This window comes from Telmatospirillum sp. J64-1, from assembly GCF_006980715.1.
Lineage (GTDB): Bacteria > Pseudomonadota > Alphaproteobacteria > Rhodospirillales > Magnetospirillaceae > Oleiliquidispirillum > Oleiliquidispirillum nitrogeniifigens.
In genome coordinates, this window is the sequence record NZ_SBHN01000008.1 from 108,404 (window position 1) to 126,178 (window position 17,775).

Below are 17,775 nucleotides of genomic sequence, written 5' to 3' on the forward strand. Positions count from 1 at the left end.
TCCCTCAGCGGGGTTCCGTTTCTTCGGCGATGGCTGCGATCGTGCGCGCCAGCAGCTTGAACTCGCTGCGCATTTCGCGGATCACCTCATCGCGTCCGACGCTCATTTCATCGACCATGCGCGACAGCGAGGCGTCGAGATTGCGGATATGGTTGCGCGTGCTGTCGTCCATGCCCTGGCTGCTGGCTTCGGCCAAGCGGGCCAGGATCGGCTTCATTTCAAGCTGGCTTTCCGCCAGGCGCAGCATCAGGGATTGTTCAGCGCGCATCTGGTCGGTCAGCGTGGTCAGCTTTTCCGTCAGGGCGCGGATGTTGTTGTTGGCCGAAATGCGGCTTTCCTCGCCCCGGGACAGGATGCGCTGCAGATTGTCGATGCTTTCGGCGGTCTGTTCCAGCAGCGCCTGGATATAGGCCGGAACCGACTGATCGCCGCCTTCGGCGACGATGCCGGTGCCGCCGGTCAGGCGGGTCTGGGCGGACAGCCATTCTTCCAGTTCGTTGTAGAACTGGTTCTGGGCGCGGCCCGCCTGCAGATCGAGGAAGCCCAGGATCAGCGAGCCGCCGAGGCCGAACAGCGAGGAGGAAAAGGCCGTGCCCATGCCCGCCAGCGGCGCTTCCAGGCCCTGGCGCAGACCGGCGAAGGCCGAGGCGAAATCATCGCCGGTGATCTGCAGGTTCTGGATCACGTTGCCGATGGAACTGACGGTCTGGGTCAGGCCCCAGAAGGTGCCTAGCAGGCCGAGGAAGATCATCAGGCCGATGAAATAGCGGGCCAGTTCCCGCTGTTCGTCCAGGCGAGCGGCGATGCCGTCCAGCACCGAGCGCATGGACATGGCCGACATGGTGAAGCGGTCGCCCCGGCGGCTCTCGCCCAGCATGGTCGCCAGCGGCGCCAGCAGGCGCGGCGCCTGTTCCGAGGACAGCGAGGCCTGGCCGCGGCGGAATTTCTCCAGCCAGTCGATCTCGGGGCGGATTTGCAGGACCTGGCGGAAGTTCAGCGCCACGCCCACCAGGAAGACCACGAAGATCAGGCCGTTCAGGGCGGGATTGGCGAGGAATGCACCGGACAGGCCGGGCGAGAGGAGTGCCAGCACCACGGCCACCGCGGCAAGAAAGGCAGCCATGCGGATCAGAAAACGGCGCGGATGGGTCATGCTAAGAGGCTTCCTCTAGGAATGGCGTCGAGGCAGGACTGACTGCGTAACGCTCAATTACGCCCGAATGAAGGCAAAAATTCGCCGGACTGGTCCTTTCATACAGGTTCCTAGCGCTGGAGCAGCACCACATCGACGCGGTCAGGCTCGCCTTCGCTGCTCTTGTGGCCCAGCGCCCGGACCTCGATTCTCTCCGAATCGACGCCATTGTCCATCAGATAGGCGCGGACCGCCAGCGCGCGTGAGAGAGACAGGCGGCGGGCCTTGCTGGTGTCGCTCTCGTCGCCGGAGGCATAGGCGACCAATTGCAGGGTCAGGCCCTCTTCCTTGGCAAGGCGCAAGGCCAGCTTCTGCAATTCCGGATGCGCCACCTCGGGCAGGGCGGAGTTTTCCACCGCGAAGATCACCCGCAGGCCGTCATCGAGGCCGAGCACCTTCCCGGCAGCGGGGGGCAGCGCGGGCAGGGTGGCTTCCTGGACGGTTTCGTCCTCGGGCCGCAGGGCGAGATCGGCGGGTTCGAGGCCGGGAGCCGGCGGCGGCAGGGGATCGACCTCGGGCAGCGGCGGAACGGGCTTCTGTGCCGGCGGGGCTTCAGCCTGGACTTCCAGCAGGGAGGTGGGGGGCGCCTCGGCCAGGACGGGGGAGGCGACCGACATGACCGTTTCGGCCTGTGCCACCACGATCTTGACCGGTTCCTTCACCTTGTCGTCGGCGAGAGCGGCTTCTTCGAGCGGAGGCTCGGCCTCTTCTGTCCGCAGGGCGATGGGCGCCGGTTCCTCGGCGGTGTCGTTTTCGGGAAGCGCGGCGGGGGTTTCGGCTTCCGCCTCGGCCTCGGGCGTTGCCGCGACCGTCTTCACCTCGGGCTCCGCCACCGTCTTTGCTTCGGGCTCTGCCGGAGTTTCGGTCGCCGCCGCCTCCGGCTTCACCTCCACGCATTCGCGCGGCAGCCCGGCGGTCTCGATCAGGGCGGCCGTCTGGTCGGGAGCGGCGGCTTTCGGCGTCTCTTCTTGGACTGCCTGCGCCAGCTCCGTCTGCTCGACCTTGACCGGATGGATGTTCCTTTGCGGCGGCTGCGGCTTGATGCCGGGCGCCTGGGTCAGGCCCAGGGGGGGCTGCTTGGGCGCGGCGGGCCTGGACGTCCGGAGGGAGGCCGATTTGATGGGCTGTTCCGCGCGCTTGGCGGCGGTGGCCTTGCGCTGCTGCTGGTGGCCCGGCGGGATCAGGGTGATGACTTCGTTGCCGTGGCGGTAGACCGCCGGGGCGGCCTGGACTTGGGCGGGCGGGGTCAGGACGATCCGCTCGTCGACCATCACCGAGGATGTCTCGAAAGGCGCGGCGTCGGACGGCGGGCGAAGCTGCGGAGCGAGCATATGCGGCAAGGTGAGCGCCTGGCCCATGCTGTTCAGGACCTCGAGATCGACCATGACGGCAGAAGGCTGCGGCCCCGCACCGATCACCATTTGAGCCTCTGCGTGATTTGCCGTGGCCAATTCGCACATCAGCGCGAAGCTGAAGGCTGCCATCGTCACGGTGGTGGTATAGCGGTACTTGCTCATAGCCCTGCCATCATTCGGATCGTATCAATCCCACTGGGGAAACCACACTATCCTAATGCGTGGTAACCCTACAACCCCGCTACAGCGGCAGGACAGCAGGTCATCATAAGTTCATTGGAGTTAACCTCCGCCCTTCTGCATCCTTGGCGGGCAAGGACGGTTTCGGCTTATCCGGGCGGGGCGTTGGGCGTGAAGAAATAGGCGCCCAGGCCGCGCAGATTCTCGTCCACGATCATGCGGTGATTGAGCGGCGGATGGGCGCGCTGCGAGCAGTCGGGGCGCTCACAGAGGCGGCAGTTGATGCCGATGGGCACAGCGGCTTCCGTCCTCTCCAGATCGAGGCCGTCGGCATAGACCAGTTGCGGGGCATGAGCCACCTCGCAGCCCAGGCCGATGGCGAATTGCTGGGGCGGTTGGTGATAGCCGCCGCCGGGCTTGGTGATGGTGCGGGCCAGGCTGAAATAGGTCGAGCCGTCGGGCATGCTGGCCAGTTGGGTCTGGATCAGCCCCGGCGTGCGGAAGGCGTCATAGACGTTCCAGCGCGGGCAGGCGCCGCCGAAGCGGGCGAAATGCATCCCCATGGCGGAAAAGCGCTTGGAGACGTTGCCGGCCTTGTCCACGCGGATCAGGAAAAAGGGCACGCCGCGCGCCGAGGGGCGCTGGAGCGTGGTCAGGCGGTGGCACACCTGCTCGAAACTCGCGCCGAACCGCCGTTGCAGGATCTCGATGTCGTAGCGGGTGGACTTGGCCGTTTGCAGGAAACGGTCGTAGGGCATCATCACCGCGCCGGCGAAGTAGTTCGCCAGCCCGGCGCGCAGCAGCTTGATGGCTTCGGGGCTGGACAGGCCGGACGAGGCGGCGATCCGGTCGAACAGGGCGCCGTGTTCCTGCTGGCCGATCTTGACCGCCAGATGGAAGACCCGGCCCGAGGAGGGCAGGATTTCCGACAGCAGCAGGCGGCGGCTGTGGCGGTCGAAGCGGCGGATCGTCTGGCCCATCACGTCGATGGGCATGATCTTGGGGGCGATCTGGTGGTGCCGCTGCAGATAGTCGCTCAGGCTCCGCCACAGGTCGCTGGCGGAAAGCTCGCCGCTGGCCCACAGCGTTTCCGCGGCGGCCTCGAGGTCGGGGAAATGGTTGCCGGTGGCGTGGTAGAAGTCGCGGACCTCCTCCACCGGGAAGGCCTTGGTTTGGAGCAGTTGCAGCTTGTCGCGGTCGGCCACGTGCTCGGCCAGGGCCTGCACCGCGTCATGGGCCTCGCGATAGGCGTGGTAGAGGGCCACCACCGCCTGGCCCAGCCCCGGTGCGATGGCGGCAAGTTCCTTGATGTCGTGCTTCTTGACGTCGTTGTCGCGGAACAGCGCATCGCCGAAGACTTCGGTCAGTTCCGAGGCGAGGCGGCTTTCCTCATTGTCGGCGAAGCTCTGGATGTCGACGTCGAAGGCCTGGCCCAGCTTGAGCAGCAGGTTGACCGTCAAGGGGCGCTGGTTGTTCTCGATCAGGTTGAAGTAGCTGGGCGAAACGCCCAAAGCTTCGGCCATCTGGGCCTGGGTGAGGCCAAGGTCGCGCCGCAGACGGCGGACCTTGTGGCCGAGCATCGCCTTCTTTTCCATAGGAACTCGCTTGCTCTTCTCCGGGCGGAACGAGGGCGCCGCCCGGAGAAGAGTTTAGCGGAGCGGGAGGGGAGGCGTAACCCCTTACTCGGCCGCCTGGCGCTCGGCGGCGCCTTCCTTCGCCCCCTGGCCGAAGCCCGGCGCGCCGACCAGCACCGCCATGTTGCCGGCGGGGTGGCGGTTCTCGTACATCAGCTGGTGGGCGTGCGGCAGGTCGTTGAAGCTGTAGGCTTCGGACAGGCAGGGATCGACCTTTCCCTCCAGGACCAGTTCGTTGAAGGCCGCGCATTGGGCGTCATTGGCGAAATGGCTGCCCTGGACGCGCTTCTGGCGCATCCACATGTAGCGCAGGTCCACCGTGGCGTTGTAGCCGGTGGTGCCGGCGCAGATCACCACCATGCCGCCGGTCTCGCAGACGAACAGCGAGGTGGGGATGGTGGTCTCGCCGGGATGTTCGAAGACGATGCGCGGGCTGCGCTTCTCGCCGAGGATGTCCCAGATTGCCTTGCCGAAGCTGCGCGCGCCCTTCAGCCACTTGCCATAGGCTTCCTCGTCCTTCCAGTGCGGTAGCATGCCCCAGTGGTCGAACTTGCGGCGGTCGATGCAGCCCTCGGCGCCCAACTGCATGCAATAGGGGATCTTCTCCTCGCCCGAGACGACGGCGACCGGCGTGGCGCCGACGGCCTTGGCGATCTGGATGGCCATCGAACCCAGGCCGCCCGCGCCGCCCCAGATCAGCGTCACGTCGCCGGGGCGCAGGGCGTGCTCGCCCCAGCCCATCAGCATGCGGTAGGCGGTGGCGCCGACCAGCATGTAGGCCGCCGAGGCTTCCCAGGTCAGGTGCTTGGGCTTGGGCAGGCATTGATGGGCCTGGACGCGGGTGAACTGGGCGAAGCTGCCCCAGTTGGTTTCGTACCCCCAGATGCGGTAGCTGCCCGAATACATCTCGTCGACGCCGCGCTTCACCAGAGGGCAATCGGCGTCATAGGTGCCGCAATGGATCACTACTTCATCGCCGACCTTCAGGTTGGTGACCTTGGCGCCGACCTTGTAGACGATGCCCGACGCATCCGAGCCGCCGATATGGAAGCGTTCGGGCTCGCCCGCCTTGTTGCGGGCGCCGATCACGTCGACCGGCGTGCCCAGGGCGGCCCAGACGTTGTTGTAGTTGATGCCCGCCGCCATGACGTAGACCAGGACTTCATCATCCTTGATCTCGGGGACATCCACGACTTCAAGCTGGAACGCATCCTTGGGTTCGCCGAAGCGTTCGGGACGGATCAGCCAGGCATGCATTTTCGGCGGAACGGCGCCCAGGGGCGGCTGTTCGGCGATGTCGTAGAGTTCCTTGGTCATTCAGGCCTCCAGGGAAAATGTCTCCCCGGAAGATCGGATACAAATTTACTAAGAACAATGCCTGTGATTTTGTAAATTTGTAAAGTCTTGAACTACTTTTTGCGGCGCGGCGTAAATTTGTTGCTCTTGTAAAGTGATGTTTCCGTGAAAAACGAAACGCGCCGGAGGTTTCCCTCCGGCGCGTCCTGACTGGCGGTTCGACCGAGAAGGCTCAGGCGGCCTTGCTCTGGTCTTCACCTTCGGTCTTGTGCTCGATGCTGCGGGACGGCGCGGCGGTGCCGATCTGGATCTTGCGCGGACGCAGGGTTTCCGGAACGATGCGCACCAGGTCCACATGCAGCAGGCCGTTCACCAGGCTGGCGCCCTTGACCTGGATGTGGTCGGCAAGGTTGAAGCGGCGCTCGAAGGAGCGGCCGGCGATGCCGCGATGCAGGTAGCGGAGGTTTTCATCCTCCTTCCGGGCGCGGCCGGTAATGACCAGCTGATTTTCCTGGACCGTCAGATCCAGATCCTCTTCGGAGAAGCCCGCCACCGCCATGGTGATGCGGTAATCGTCCTCGCCCATCTTCTCGATGTTGTAGGGCGGATAGGAGAAGGCCGATTCGTCCACGCGCTGGGCCGCATCCAGCAGGCGCGCCAGATGGTCGAAGCCGACGGTCGAGCGGAAGAGGGGAGAGAGATCGAAGCTGCGCATGACCATATCCTTTCATAAGCAACATGGTGTCTTGGAACGGGGACATCCTGTTGATCGTCCCCGGTTTTCAGCCGTCCGGCCCCATTCCGGCAACCGGACGCAATGGGATTTAAGGCGCCCTCAAACACTGTCAAGCGGCTGGGCCCTGCTATCCTTCAGGGGTATTTCCTCACCCGGATTCGCGGACGGGGCGGAATTGAAAATGGCCTGCGGGAAGGCCACGTGGGGACAGGATAAGAGCCTGGACGGAGGCGCCGGATGGCCCAGCCAAGCCTGTTGGTGAAGACCTACGAGGAAACCCTCAACCTCATCGTCGAGGCGAGGAATTACGCCGCCTATGTGCAGCCGCGCGAGCATGTGGGCGCCGGACCGGTGGCCCGTCTGCGGATCAGCTGCGAATCCATGCGCGTGACCACGCGCCTGACCCAGGTGATGGCCTGGCTGATGCTCCAGCGCGCGGTGCAGGAAGGCGAACTGACCCTCGAAGAGGCCTGCGCCGAACATAACCGTCTGGCCGCCGAGAATGTCTGCCTCAGCCACGACGCCGCCGAGGACGAAGCCTTGCCCGACGGCTTGCGCAGCCTGCTCGAACGCAGCTACCGCCTCTATCTGCGCACCCGGCGCCTCGAGGACATGGTGCTGGAACGGCAGCGGATGAACTGAGAGGCTCTTGGGCGCCTGCTTATGCTTTGAGACGGCACAGCGGGCCAGAGGCAGGGGTAGGCACTTCCCGGAAGCCGCATAAGAAAAAACGCCCCCGCCGGTGATGGCGGGGGCGTTCTTGTCAGGTCTTCCGGTCGGTCAGGCCAGGCGGACCTTCACGAAGCTGCCGGGGGCATCCTCGATGGGCTTCAGCTTGCCGTCGCCGGGCTTGCGGGCCGGGACTTGCGGGCCGGCATGCTTCTCGATCCAGCTCTGCCAGTCCACCCACCACGAGCCGGGATTCTGCTTGGCGTTCTTCAGCCAGGTGTCGGGGTCCTTCACCTTGCGGTTGTTGGTCCAGTAGCAGTATTTGTTCGCCGCCGGAGGATTGACCACGCCGGCGATATGCCCCGAGGCCGACAGGACGAACTTGACCGGGCCGCTGAACAGCGAGGTGCCGGCGAAGGTCGATTTCCAGGGCGCGATATGGTCCTCGTTGGTGGACAGCATATAGGCCGGAACCTTGACCGTGCCGAGGTCGATCGGCACGCCGTCCAGCGTGATGCCGCCCGGTTCGCGCAGCTTGTTCTGCTGGTACATGTTGCGCAGGTAGAAGCTGTGCATGGCCGCCGGCATGCGGGTCGAGTCGGAGTTCCAGTACAGCAGGTCGAAGGGGAAGGGGTCCTTGCCCAGCAGGTAGTTGTTGACCACGAAGGACCAGATCAGGTCGTTGGCCCGCAGCATGTTGAACGAGGTCGCCATTTCCGAGCCGTCGAGATAGCCCTGGCTGTTCATGCGCTGCTCGAGCGAGGTCAGCTGTTCCTCGTCGATGAAGACCGACAGCTCGCCCGCTTCCTCGAAATCCAGCATGGTGGTGAAGAAGGTGGCGCTGACGATGCGGTCGTCGCCCTTGGCCGCCATATAGGCCAGGGTCGAGGCGAGCAGGGTGCCGCCCAGGCAATAACCGATGGCATTGACCTGGCGCTCGCCGGTGGCCTTCTCGATGGCGTCCAGCGCCGCCAGCGGGCCTTCCAGCATGTAGTCGGAGAAGGTCTTCTGGGCCTGCGTCTCGTCGGGATTGACCCAGGACAGGACGAAGACCGTGTGGCCCTGTTCGACGGCCCAGCGGATGAAGGAATTCTTCGGCCGGAGGTCGAGGATGTAGAATTTGTTGATCCACGGCGGCACGATCATCAGCGGGCGCTTGTAGGCCGTCTCGGTCGTGGGGTCGTACTGGATCAGTTGCATCAGGTCGGTCTGGAACACCACCTTGCCCGGCGTCACCGCGATATTCTCGCCGACCTTGAAGGCCTCGAGGTCGGTCATGCGGATGTTCAGGCGGCCATGGCCGCGTTCCAGGTCGGCCAGCAGGTTGTCCAGGCCCTTGAGCAGGTTCTCGCCGCCGGTCTCGATGGTGGTGCGCAGAACTTCGGGATTGGTCATCACGAAATTGCTCGGCGCCATCGCGTCGACGAATTGGCGGGTGTAGAAATCCACCTTCTGCGCGGTGTGCTCGTCCAGCCCCTCGACGTCCTGGACGACCTTCTGCATCCAGCGCGACGTCAGCAGGTAGGACTGCTTGATGAAGTCGAAGACCTCATTCTCCTGCCACATCTCGTCCTTGAAGCGGCGGTCCCCCTTCTCGGGCTGCACCACCGGCTCGGTCTCCTCGCCCATCAGGCGGCGGGCGGTGCTCTGCCACAGCGTCATGTAGTCCTGCCACAGATTCATCTGGGCTTCGACCAGCCGGGCCGGATCGGACATCAGGCGCGTCGTCATTTCGAGGAAAGCGCCCCCGATATGCAGGGGATCGGCCTCTCCCAGACCGCCATTCGCGGTTTGTCGGGTCAGGAATTCGGAAACGATCTTTTGGCTGCGCTCGGCAATGTTCGCCATGGCTGCCGAAAATTCCGCGGGATCCGCCAGCTTGATATCTGCTCCCATCTCTTCAGCCATTCGTCTTTCCTCGGTCAAGGCACCCTATCTTGTCAGACAGAAGTAGCCCTGCCACAAGCCTGGCGAAGGGACTATCCCCTCAGTCTGAGAGCGGGCCCAAGGGTGACGGGCAGAGGCTCCATAGACCTATATACTTTCTTGCGAGCGACTGTTAAACGTACTTCGCCCCAAGTTGGGGAAATTAATGAGATTTTCATCCTTCGGAGCGGTCGTTTCGCGATGTGGCAGTTCGGCAGAGGGCAGCACCGGCATCAGGCATTGACGGGCTTGGCCTGCACGGCCCTGTCCACGCTCCTGCTTTCGGCTTGTGCCGCTTTTGATGCCCCCGCTCCGGCGGAGCCGCCGCCGCCCGCCCCGCGTGCCGTCCTGTTCGAGGCGCCCGTGGCGCTGTTGCCGCAGAGGCCCGAAGTGCTGCGGGAGGAGGCCGTCCATCTGGCCGCCGCCCAGCCCGATCAGGGGGAAGACGAGTTGGCCGCCGCCGTGGCGCGGGTCGCTGCCGCCTCCGCTCCCGCCACCCAGACCGCATCGGCCGAGCCGCCGCCCCCGGACCGCGCCCTCGCTCCCTCCCATCTTGTGGCGCGCGGCATCGCACCCGTGACCGAGGACGTCTATCGCCGCCGCCTGGCCGAGACCGACCTGGATGCCGCCATGCATCAGGCCGCCCTGGGCAATGAAGCGCGGCCGCAGGGCCGGACCTCCCCGAACGCCGAGGCCGCGCCACTGTCGAAGGTCACGAGCATCACTTTCCTGCGCGGTTCGTCGCGCCTGGGCGGCAAGGATACCGAACGGCTGAAGGCCGTCGCCAACCTGTATCACGAGCAGGAAGGCCGCGTCGTGCGCATCATCGGCCATGGCGGCGGAGAGACCGGCGGCCGCGATCCCGTCGAGCGCATGCTGGGGGACTTCGAACTGTCCTTGCTGCGCGCCAATGCCGTGGCCGAGGTCCTCGCCGGTTTCGGCGTGCCGGCCTCCGCCATGCGAATCGAAGCCTCGGCGCCGGGCGGGGTAGGTGAGGCACCGGGGCGGGTGGCGGAAATCTTTATCGACTATTGACGCCTGGCGCGCTAAACATTTTTCCCCCCGCAGACATTCCGCGGCCGAGGCGTGCGGCCGAGGGAATTCGCGATTCTCGAGTGATCAGGATCATGCAGCAGGATTTTCATCGCATCAAAAGATTGCCGCCCTACGTCTTCGCTGAAGTCAACGCGATGAAGGCCCGAGCTCGCGCCGCCGGTGAAGACATTATCGATTTCGGCATGGGCAACCCCGATCAGCCGACGCCGCAGCATATTGTCGACAAGCTGGTGGAAGCATCCCGCAATCCCCGCGCTCATCGCTATTCCATGTCGCGCGGCATTCCCGGTCTGCGCAAGGCGCTGTGCGCCTATTACGCCCGGCGTTTCAACGTCGAACTGGACCAGGAAAGCGAATGCATCGTCACCCTGGGCTCGAAGGAAGGCTTGGCCAATCTGGCCTCGGCCATCACCAGCCCGGGCGACATCATCCTGGTGCCCAATCCCAGCTATCCGATCCACCCCTACGGCTTCATCATCGCCGGCGGCTCCTGCCGCTACGTGCCGGTGACGCCGGACGCGGATTTCCTCAAGGCGCTGGACCGCGCCGTGCGCCATTCCGTGCCCAAGCCGGTGGCGCTGGTGCTGAACTATCCGTCCAATCCCACGGCCTTGCTGGCGGATCTGGATTTCTATGGCCAAGTCGTCGATTACTGCCGCCATCACGGCATCTACATCCTGTCCGACCTGGCCTATTCGGAAATCTATTTCGACGTCGAGCCGCCGCCGTCGATCCTGCAGATTCCCGGTGCCAAGGACGTGGCCGTCGAGTTCACCTCGATGAGCAAGACCTACAACATGCCGGGCTGGCGCATCGGCTTCGCCGCCGGTAACAAGACGCTGATCGCGGCGCTGTCGCGCATCAAGTCCTATCTCGATTACGGCGCCTTCACCCCCATCCAGGTGGCGGCCACCGCCGCGCTGAACGGCCCGCAGGATTGCGTCGAGCAGATCCGCGGGGTCTACAAGGAACGGCGCGACGTGCTGATCGAAGGGTTGCATCAGGCGGGCTGGAACGTGCCCAGCCCGCCCGCGACCATGTTCGCCTGGGCTCCCATCCCGCCGGCTTTCGCCCATTTGGGCTCGCTGGAATTCTCGAAGCTGCTGCTGCGCGAGGCCCAGGTGGCCGTGGCGCCGGGGATCGGCTTCGGCGAATACGGCGATACCCATGTCCGCATCGGGCTGGTGGAGAACCGTCACCGCACCCGTCAGGCCGTGCGCAACATCAAGACCTTCCTGGGCTCCTACGAAAAGGTGCTGGAAGAATACGAGAAGAAACAGGTATCCGCTCCTTGACCAACGCACCTCTCAAGATCGCCATCGCCGGCCTCGGCACTGTCGGGGCCGGCACCGTTCGTCTGCTGCGCGAGCAGGCTAGCCTGATCGAAGCCCGTGCCGGCCGCCCGGTCGTCGTCACCGCCGTCTCGGCGCGCGACCGCAGCCGCGACCGCGGCATCGATGTGGAAGGCCTGCCCTGGTACGAAGACGCCGAGGCCATGGCCAACGACGCCGATGTCGATGTGGTGGTGGAACTGATCGGCGGCTCGGACGGCATCGCCAAGGCGGTCTGCGAAACCGCTCTCGCCCGGGGCCGCCATGTGGTCACCGCCAACAAGGCGCTGCTGGCCCATCACGGCCATGCCCTGGCCAAGCTGGCCGAGGACAAGGGCCTGACGCTGGCCTATGAGGCGGCGGTGGCCGGGGGCATCCCGATCATCAAGGCCCTGCGCGAAGGTCTGGCCGCCAACCGCATCCAGCAGCTTTACGGCATCCTGAACGGCACCTGCAATTACATCCTGACCACCATGCGCGAGACGGGGCGGGAATTCGCGGAAGTGCTGGCAGAGGCCCAGGCCCTGGGCTATGCCGAGGCGGATCCCGCCTTCGACATCGAAGGCACGGACGCGGCCCACAAGCTGTCGATCCTGGCCAGCCTGGCCTTCGGCTGCCCGGTGAATTTCGCGGCCATGCATATCGAAGGCATCACCAATATCTCGGCGCTGGATATCCGCTTCGCCGAGGAACTGGGCTACCGCATCAAGCTCCTGGGCGTGGCGCGGCGCACCGAAAAGGGCATCGAGCAGCGCGTCCATCCGACCATGGTGCCGGTGGGCTCGCCCATCGCCAATGTGGAAGGCGTGTTCAACGCCGTGGTCGCCGAGGGTGATTTCGTCGGCCGCTCGGTCTATGAAGGCCGTGGCGCCGGTGCCGGCCCGACGGCCTCGGCGGTGGTGTCCGACCTGATCGATATCGCCGCCGGGCGGCGCGCCCCGACCTTCGGTGTTCCTGCTTCTGCACTAGAGACCCTGCCCATAGTTCCGATGGAGCAACACCGCGGGAACTACTACATCCGCTTGATGGTGGTCGATCAGCTTGGCGTCTTCGCCGAGATTGCCGGTGCCCTGCGCGACGAGGACGTCTCGATGGAGGCGATCCTGCAGCGTGGCCGTGCGCCCGGTGAAACCGTGCCTGTGGTGCTGACCGTCCATGACACGCGGGAAGAGGCTCTGATGCGGGCGGTGGAACGAATCAACGCCATCGCCGCCGTCGTCGAGCCCGCCCGTATCATTCGTATCGAATCCTTCTAGGGGGCCGGAACGGCCCTGTGAGAAAAAGAGAGGAAGGCAACGCAATGTCTGCTGAGAAGCCCGTCTCGAACGGTTATCCCGCCACCATGGACCGCAACCTCGCCCTCGAGGTGGTGCGGGTGACCGAAGCAGCGGCCCTGTCGGCGTCGCGTCTGGTCGGCCTGGGCGATGAGAAGGCCGCCGACCAGGCGGCGGTGGATGCCATGCGCAAGGCATTCAACAGCCTGTCCATCGACGGCACCATCGTGATCGGCGAAGGCGAGCGCGACGAGGCGCCGATGCTCTATATCGGCGAGAAGGTGGGCATGGGCGGCCCGAAGATCGACATCGCCCTGGACCCGCTGGAAGGCACGACGATCACCGCCAAGGGTGGCCCGAACGCCTTGGCCGTGGTCGCCATGGCCGAGGAAGGCGGCTTCCTCAACGCGCCCGACACCTATATGGACAAGATCGCGGTCGGCCCGGGCCTGCCCGAGGGCGTGGTGGACCTGGACGAGGATCCGCGCGTCAACCTGAAGAACCTGGCCAAGGCCAAGGGCGCCGAGATGTCCGACCTGCTGGTCTGCATCATGGACCGTCCGCGCCATGACGAACTGATCGCCAAGGTCCGCGAATGCGGCGCCCGCATCATGCTGATCTCGGACGGCGACGTCTCGGGCGTCATCGCCACCGCTCAGCCCGAAGCCGGCGTCGACATCTACATGGGCATCGGCGGCGCGCCGGAAGGCGTGCTGGCCGCCGCCGCCCTGCGCTGCATCGGCGGCCAGATGCAGGGCCGCCTGATCTTCCGCAACGACGACGAGCGCGCCCGCGCCGCCCGCTGGGGCATCACCGACCTGAACCGCAAGTATTCCATGCTCGACATGGCTTCGGGCGACGTGATGTTCGCCGCGACCGGGGTCACCACCGGCGCCATGCTGCGGGGTGTGCGCCGCTTCCATGGCGGGGCCATCACCCATTCGCTGGTCATGCGCTCGAAGTCGGGCACCGTGCGCTACATCGAGTCGCACCACAACTTCAACGTCAAGACCGGTTTCCTGCCGGCCGATCGCTGAGCCGAAGGACGGGGCGGGGGCTTTCGCCTCGCCCCGTTTCTTTTTAACCCTCCTTGAAGGGGGGCAGGGGTATCATTCCGCTGAAATGGGGCCGGGCGGTTTTTCCGCTTTTCACCGGTCCGGCGGCGGAACATGCGAGACGTGTCGAAGGGACTCAGTATGAGTGTGACTGGGGCCATGGCAACCGGAGCCTTCCTGGGTGTCGAGCGCTCGCTGACCGGGCGGCGCTGGCGTCTGGGCTGTGGGGATGACCGGGCCGCGCTGGCCTTGAGCCAGCGTCTGGGCATTCCCGAAGTCGTCGGCCGCGTGCTGACCGCGCGCGGCATCGGCCTGGACGAGGCCGAAAGTTTCCTTAATCCCACCCTGCGCGATCTGCTGCCCGATCCGTTCCATCTGCGCGACATGGACGCGGCGGTGGAACGTTTGGCCGCTGCCGTGCGCGGCGGCGAACTGATCGCCATCTGGGGCGATTACGACGTGGACGGCGCCACTTCCTCGGCGCTGCTCCAGCGCTTTTTCACCGCCGTGGGCGCCCGCGTGCGGGTCTATATCCCCGACCGCATCCGCGAGGGCTACGGCCCCAATGCCGCCGGTCTGCTGCGCCTGAAGGACGAGGGCGCGGGTGTGGTGGTGACGGTGGATTGCGGCATCACCGCTTTCGAGCCGCTGGAGGTCGCCCGCCAGGCCGGGCTGGATGTGGTGGTGGTCGACCATCACGAAGCCGAGGCGGCGCTTCCGCCCGCCATCGCCGTGGTCAATCCCAACCGCTTGGACGAAACCAGCCCCCATGGGCACATGGCCGCCGTCGGCGTCGCCTTCCTGGTCGTCGTGGGGATCAACCGCGCCCTGCGCGAGGCCGGGCATTACGGCAACGGCAAGGGGCCGGACCTGATGCAATGGCTCGACATCGTCGCCTTGGGGACGGTGTGCGACGTGGTGCCGCTGAAGGGCGTCAACCGCGCCCTGGTGACGCAGGGGCTGAAGGTCATGGCGCGGCGCGCCAATGCCGGGCTTGCCGCCCTGGCCGATGTCGGCGGGGTGAAGGAACGCCCGGATGCCTATCACCTGGGCTATATCATGGGGCCGCGCGTCAATGCCGGGGGGCGGGTCGGCGAGGCCGATCTGGGCACGCAGCTTCTGTCCTGCGACGATCCCGCCCAGGCCATGGCCATCGCGCAGCGCCTCAACGACTATAACCGCGAGCGCCAGGAGATCGAGGCGATGGTGCTGCTCGAAGCCATCGAGCAGGCCGAAAGCCGCCCCGACGATGGCCTGCCGCTGGTCCTGGTGGCCGGGGACGGCTGGCATCCCGGCGTCATCGGCATCGTCGCCGGGCGCCTGAAGGAACGCTACAACCGTCCAGCCTGCGTCATCGCCTTCGAAGGCGACGAGGGCAAGGGCTCGGGCCGTTCGGTCAGCGGCCTCGACCTGGGCTCGGCGGTGATCGCCGCCCGCCAGGCGGGCATCCTGGTCAAGGGCGGCGGCCATGCCATGGCGGCGGGATTCACCGTGTCGCGCGACCGGCTGGAAGATTTCCGCACCTTCCTGGGCGAGCGCCTAGCCGCGCAGGCGGCGGGGGAACTGGTGCCGGAATTGGAACTCGATGGCGCCATCGATGCCGGCGGGGCCGCGCTGGACCTGGTCGAGAAATTGCGGCAATGCGGCCCCTTCGGGTCGGGCAATCCGGAACCGCGCTTCGCCATCACCGAAGCCCGCCTGATCAAGAGCGACATCGTCGGCAGCGGTCATGTGCGTTGCGTGCTGGCGGGGCAGGGCAACAGCCGCCTGAAAGGCATCGCCTTCCGCGCCGCCGACAGCGACCTGGGCGTGGCGCTGCTGTCGGGGGTGGGCAAGTCCCTGCATTTCGCGGGCTGCCTCCGCCTGGACAGCTGGCAGGGCAGCAACGCCGTCCAATTGTTCATCGACGACGCCTCCCCCGTGCGATAAAGGCCCTTAGCCGCATGAGGGAGGCGGCCCAAAAAGTTTCAAAAAGCTTCTTGACGCTTTTCCGTCACCCAAGTATAACCCCGCCCACGCCGAAGACGTCCCCATCGTCTAGAGGCCTAGGACACCGCCCTTTCACGGCGGCGACCGGGGTTCGAATCCCCGTGGGGACGCCATCTTCTTCGGTTCTGCCTTCGGCGGGTTCTCCGCCGCACGATGTCCCCATCGTCTAGAGGCCTAGGACACCGCCCTTTCACGGCGGCGACCGGGGTTCGAATCCCCGTGGGGACGCCATCTTCGCCTTGGGCGAAAGCAGAAAAAAAGCCGGGCACTGCCCGGCTTTTTGCTTTGCGGCCTTTAGGTAAAGGCCCAGAGCAGCAAGGCAATCACCACGATCAGGACCACCAGCCAAAGCAGCCAGGAAGGCCCGCTTTTCTTGGTGGTGACGGTGGTATCGCCATAGACCTGGCCTTCGCCGGGCTTCTTTTCTCTGTCTGGCATCATATCCGGCTCCTTTTGGTGGCTTGCCAATGAGGGGGAGATATGAAGGCCAACACGACGCCCTGCCGAAGGTTCGGTGCGGGAATCACGTCCCGCCGCCGCTCCGTTCGATTTCGACCTCTTCGCGGCGGAGGTGATGTTCCTCCCGATGGGCGTGATGGCTGGTGACGCGGGTGATGTGAATCTCCTCGACCACCTTCAGGCGCTTCTCGACCACCAGGACCTCTTCGAGCACCGAGACGACCAGCGTGTCTCCTTCCCGCCGGTCGGGGACCGGCCCATCCACGAAGCGTTCGGCGGGAATGCGGCGGATTTCCACCCGCTCCTCGGCCAGATCGACCTCGACCGGCCGGACCTCCTCGCGCACATGGGTGTGGACCGTGACCCGGCCGGTTTCCTTCCGTTCCTTGCCGACCGTGACCTCTTCGCGGGCCACGGGGATGGAATCGTCGTCGGACACGCTGGCCTCCCTGGTCAGTTGGGTTTGTTGTAGCCTTTGCGGCTGCCGGGTCCTTTTTCCACGTCGATCTTGGTTTCCCGCAACTTGTCGCGCACCTTGCGCTGTTCGGTCGTGGCGACCTTCTTGACGTCGACCTCCTCGACCACATGCGCCTGCTTGTGGATCACCGGCTCTTCATGGCTTTCCGTGACGCTGATATCGCGTTCCTGGAACAGGTCGTCGTTGTCCTCGACTTCCTTGTCCACCGCCTTGCGCTCGATCTCAGCCCTTTCCTGGCGCAGGGAAATGCTCTCTTCGACCGGCGTTTCGACGACATGCGAGCGGACATGCGTCTCGCCGTCGCTGACCTTGCGCTTGCTGATTTCCAGCTCTTCCTTGGCGGCTTCCAGCCTGCCGCCTTCGGTGCCGGTATCGCTTTCCAGGCCGGTATCGCTTCCTAGGCCGGTATTGCCTTCCAGGCTGGTGCGATCCTCGGTCATGCCGCTCCGGCTTTCCATGCCGGTATCGCCCTGGATGCTGCTCCGTTCTTCCAGGCTGGCGCGATGCTCGATCCCGGTTTCGTCCTCGATGTTGCTGCGGCCTTCCAGGCTGCCCCGGTTCTCCATGCCCGTGCTGCCCACCATTCCGGCGCCGCCGACCATTCCGGTGCCGCCCGCGAGACCGGTGCCGCTCATGTCGCGCCGTTCTTCCTCGCTGTCGATCTCATTCATCTCGCTGTGCCGGCGAGGCTGGTCTTCCATATGCGAGGCGTGGCGGCGGTTCATGATGTCGGCGCCGGTCGAGACCTGGTCGTCGCTGGAATGCAGCACCACCAGGCATTCGCCGTTCTTGACGCCTTCACCATAGGCCCGCGCGTCTTCTTCCGGCACGCCTTCGCTTTCCAGGCTTTCGATCAGGGCGTTTTCGCCGCCGCTCAGGCGTTCCTTCAGGCGGCCGTCCACGAGGACCGGACCGATGCCGCTGACATCCATTAGATCCTCGCTCGACATCCAGGTGCTGTCCTCGCTACTGGGTTCGACCGAGGTCGTGGTGCCGAAAGCCCGGCGGGCGGCGGCATCGCCTTGCTGAGGAATGATGTAGCTGATGTCGTCGCGGCTGAAGCCGTTCTCGACCAGATCATGGAGAACCTGTTGGGCATCAACAGATCCGTGATAAAGACCGACGATGGTCTTTGCCATTACACT

The 17,775-nt window shown here is 65.3% G+C and carries 15 protein-coding genes and 2 tRNA genes; 8 read left to right on the forward strand and 9 right to left on the reverse strand.

Annotated features, from left to right (window positions below; genetic code table 11):
- Positions 1–4: 4 nt before the first annotated feature.
- The 5 genes from EPD66_RS09730 to EPD66_RS09750 all read right to left on the reverse strand — a co-directional run bounded on the left by EPD66_RS09730 (position 5) and on the right by EPD66_RS09750 (position 6,372).
- A complete protein-coding gene (locus EPD66_RS09730) occupies positions 5–1,153 on the reverse strand; it encodes a flagellar motor protein MotA (RefSeq protein ID WP_142848305.1) in 1,149 nt (382 codons plus the stop codon).
- 110 nt (positions 1,154–1,263) lie between these two features.
- A complete protein-coding gene (locus EPD66_RS09735) occupies positions 1,264–2,709 on the reverse strand; it encodes an OmpA family protein (protein WP_142848306.1) in 1,446 nt (481 codons plus the stop codon).
- A gap of 167 nt (positions 2,710–2,876) precedes the next feature.
- Complete coding sequence (locus EPD66_RS09740) at positions 2,877–4,322, reverse strand: short-chain fatty acyl-CoA regulator family protein (protein ID WP_142848307.1); 1,446 nt, start codon at positions 4,320–4,322, stop codon at positions 2,877–2,879.
- Positions 4,323–4,406: 84 nt separating this feature from the next.
- Positions 4,407–5,678 carry a crotonyl-CoA carboxylase/reductase gene (gene ccrA, locus EPD66_RS09745; RefSeq protein WP_142848308.1) on the reverse strand — a complete coding sequence of 424 codons (1,272 nt, stop codon included), beginning with the start codon at positions 5,676–5,678 and terminating at the stop codon, positions 4,407–4,409.
- Positions 5,679–5,889: 211 nt separating this feature from the next.
- On the reverse strand, positions 5,890–6,372 hold the full coding sequence (locus tag EPD66_RS09750; protein WP_142848309.1) for an Hsp20 family protein: 483 nt from the start codon (positions 6,370–6,372) through the stop codon (positions 5,890–5,892).
- 258 nt (positions 6,373–6,630) lie between these two features.
- Between EPD66_RS09750 and EPD66_RS09755 the strand changes: the two genes are divergently transcribed.
- Positions 6,631–7,035 carry a DUF1465 family protein gene (locus tag EPD66_RS09755; protein WP_142848310.1) on the forward strand — a complete coding sequence of 135 codons (405 nt, stop codon included), beginning with the start codon at positions 6,631–6,633 and terminating at the stop codon, positions 7,033–7,035.
- Between the two features lie 138 nt (positions 7,036–7,173).
- On the opposite strand, the gene EPD66_RS09760 is transcribed toward EPD66_RS09755, so the two are convergent.
- Complete coding sequence (locus tag EPD66_RS09760; RefSeq protein ID WP_142848311.1) at positions 7,174–8,970, reverse strand: alpha/beta hydrolase; 1,797 nt, start codon at positions 8,968–8,970, stop codon at positions 7,174–7,176.
- 219 nt (positions 8,971–9,189) lie between these two features.
- On the opposite strand from EPD66_RS09760, the gene EPD66_RS09765 reads away from it, so the two are divergent.
- The 7 genes from EPD66_RS09765 (at position 9,190) to EPD66_RS09795 (ending at position 15,924) form a co-directional block, all read left to right on the forward strand.
- Complete coding sequence (locus EPD66_RS09765) at positions 9,190–10,023, forward strand: OmpA family protein (protein ID WP_142848312.1); 834 nt, start codon at positions 9,190–9,192, stop codon at positions 10,021–10,023.
- A 92-nt stretch (positions 10,024–10,115) separates the two neighbouring features.
- Positions 10,116–11,339, forward strand: a complete 1,224-nt coding sequence (locus EPD66_RS09770; RefSeq protein ID WP_142848313.1) for an LL-diaminopimelate aminotransferase — start codon at positions 10,116–10,118, stop codon at positions 11,337–11,339.
- A complete protein-coding gene (locus EPD66_RS09775; protein ID WP_370511875.1) occupies positions 11,327–12,631 on the forward strand; it encodes a homoserine dehydrogenase in 1,305 nt (434 codons plus the stop codon). The genes EPD66_RS09770 and EPD66_RS09775 overlap by 13 nt, the downstream gene beginning before the upstream one ends.
- 86 nt (positions 12,632–12,717) lie before the next feature.
- Entirely contained in the window at positions 12,718–13,686 is a 969-nt protein-coding gene (gene glpX / locus EPD66_RS09780; RefSeq protein ID WP_142848391.1) for a class II fructose-bisphosphatase, read from the forward strand.
- Between the two features lie 177 nt (positions 13,687–13,863).
- Positions 13,864–15,633 (forward strand): single-stranded-DNA-specific exonuclease RecJ, encoded by a 1,770-nt coding sequence (gene recJ / locus EPD66_RS09785; protein WP_142848315.1) that lies wholly within the window; start codon positions 13,864–13,866, stop codon positions 15,631–15,633.
- A 97-nt stretch (positions 15,634–15,730) separates the two neighbouring features.
- Positions 15,731–15,806, forward strand: a tRNA-Glu gene (locus EPD66_RS09790).
- Positions 15,807–15,848: 42 nt separating this feature from the next.
- Positions 15,849–15,924 (forward strand) — tRNA-Glu (locus tag EPD66_RS09795).
- A 63-nt stretch (positions 15,925–15,987) separates the two neighbouring features.
- On the opposite strand, the gene EPD66_RS24035 is transcribed toward EPD66_RS09795, so the two are convergent.
- From EPD66_RS24035 to EPD66_RS09805, 3 genes are all read right to left on the reverse strand, one after another.
- Entirely contained in the window at positions 15,988–16,134 is a 147-nt protein-coding gene (locus tag EPD66_RS24035) for a hypothetical protein (RefSeq protein WP_185961337.1), read from the reverse strand.
- 82 nt (positions 16,135–16,216) lie between these two features.
- Entirely contained in the window at positions 16,217–16,591 is a 375-nt protein-coding gene (locus tag EPD66_RS09800) for a YsnF/AvaK domain-containing protein (protein WP_142848316.1), read from the reverse strand.
- Positions 16,592–16,605: 14 nt separating this feature from the next.
- The gene (locus EPD66_RS09805; RefSeq protein WP_142848317.1) at positions 16,606–17,769 is read right to left on the reverse strand and encodes a DUF2382 domain-containing protein; all 1,164 of its coding nucleotides are present in this window, start codon (positions 17,767–17,769) and stop codon (positions 16,606–16,608) included.
- Positions 17,770–17,775: the final 6 nt, after the last annotated feature.

Bases quoted from the DNA above. Each gene is read 5' to 3' on its own strand.
- EPD66_RS09730 (WP_142848305.1), bottom strand. From the start codon at position 1,153: ATGACCCATCCGCGCCGTTTTCTGATCCGCATGGCTGCCTTTCTTGCC.
- EPD66_RS09735 (WP_142848306.1), bottom strand. From the start codon at position 2,709: ATGAGCAAGTACCGCTATACCACCACCGTGACGATGGCAGCCTTCAGC.
- EPD66_RS09740 (WP_142848307.1), bottom strand. From the start codon at position 4,322: ATGGAAAAGAAGGCGATGCTCGGCCACAAGGTCCGCCGTCTGCGGCGC.
- ccrA (WP_142848308.1), bottom strand. From the start codon at position 5,678: ATGACCAAGGAACTCTACGACATCGCCGAACAGCCGCCCCTGGGCGCC.
- EPD66_RS09750 (WP_142848309.1), bottom strand. From the start codon at position 6,372: ATGCGCAGCTTCGATCTCTCTCCCCTCTTCCGCTCGACCGTCGGCTTC.
- EPD66_RS09755 (WP_142848310.1), top strand. From the start codon at position 6,631: ATGGCCCAGCCAAGCCTGTTGGTGAAGACCTACGAGGAAACCCTCAAC.
- EPD66_RS09760 (WP_142848311.1), bottom strand. From the start codon at position 8,970: ATGGCTGAAGAGATGGGAGCAGATATCAAGCTGGCGGATCCCGCGGAA.
- EPD66_RS09765 (WP_142848312.1), top strand. From the start codon at position 9,190: ATGTGGCAGTTCGGCAGAGGGCAGCACCGGCATCAGGCATTGACGGGC.
- EPD66_RS09770 (WP_142848313.1), top strand. From the start codon at position 10,116: ATGCAGCAGGATTTTCATCGCATCAAAAGATTGCCGCCCTACGTCTTC.
- glpX (WP_142848391.1), top strand. From the start codon at position 12,718: ATGGACCGCAACCTCGCCCTCGAGGTGGTGCGGGTGACCGAAGCAGCG.
- recJ (WP_142848315.1), top strand. From the start codon at position 13,864: ATGGCAACCGGAGCCTTCCTGGGTGTCGAGCGCTCGCTGACCGGGCGG.
- EPD66_RS24035 (WP_185961337.1), bottom strand. From the start codon at position 16,134: ATGATGCCAGACAGAGAAAAGAAGCCCGGCGAAGGCCAGGTCTATGGC.
- EPD66_RS09805 (WP_142848317.1), bottom strand. From the start codon at position 17,769: ATGGCAAAGACCATCGTCGGTCTTTATCACGGATCTGTTGATGCCCAA.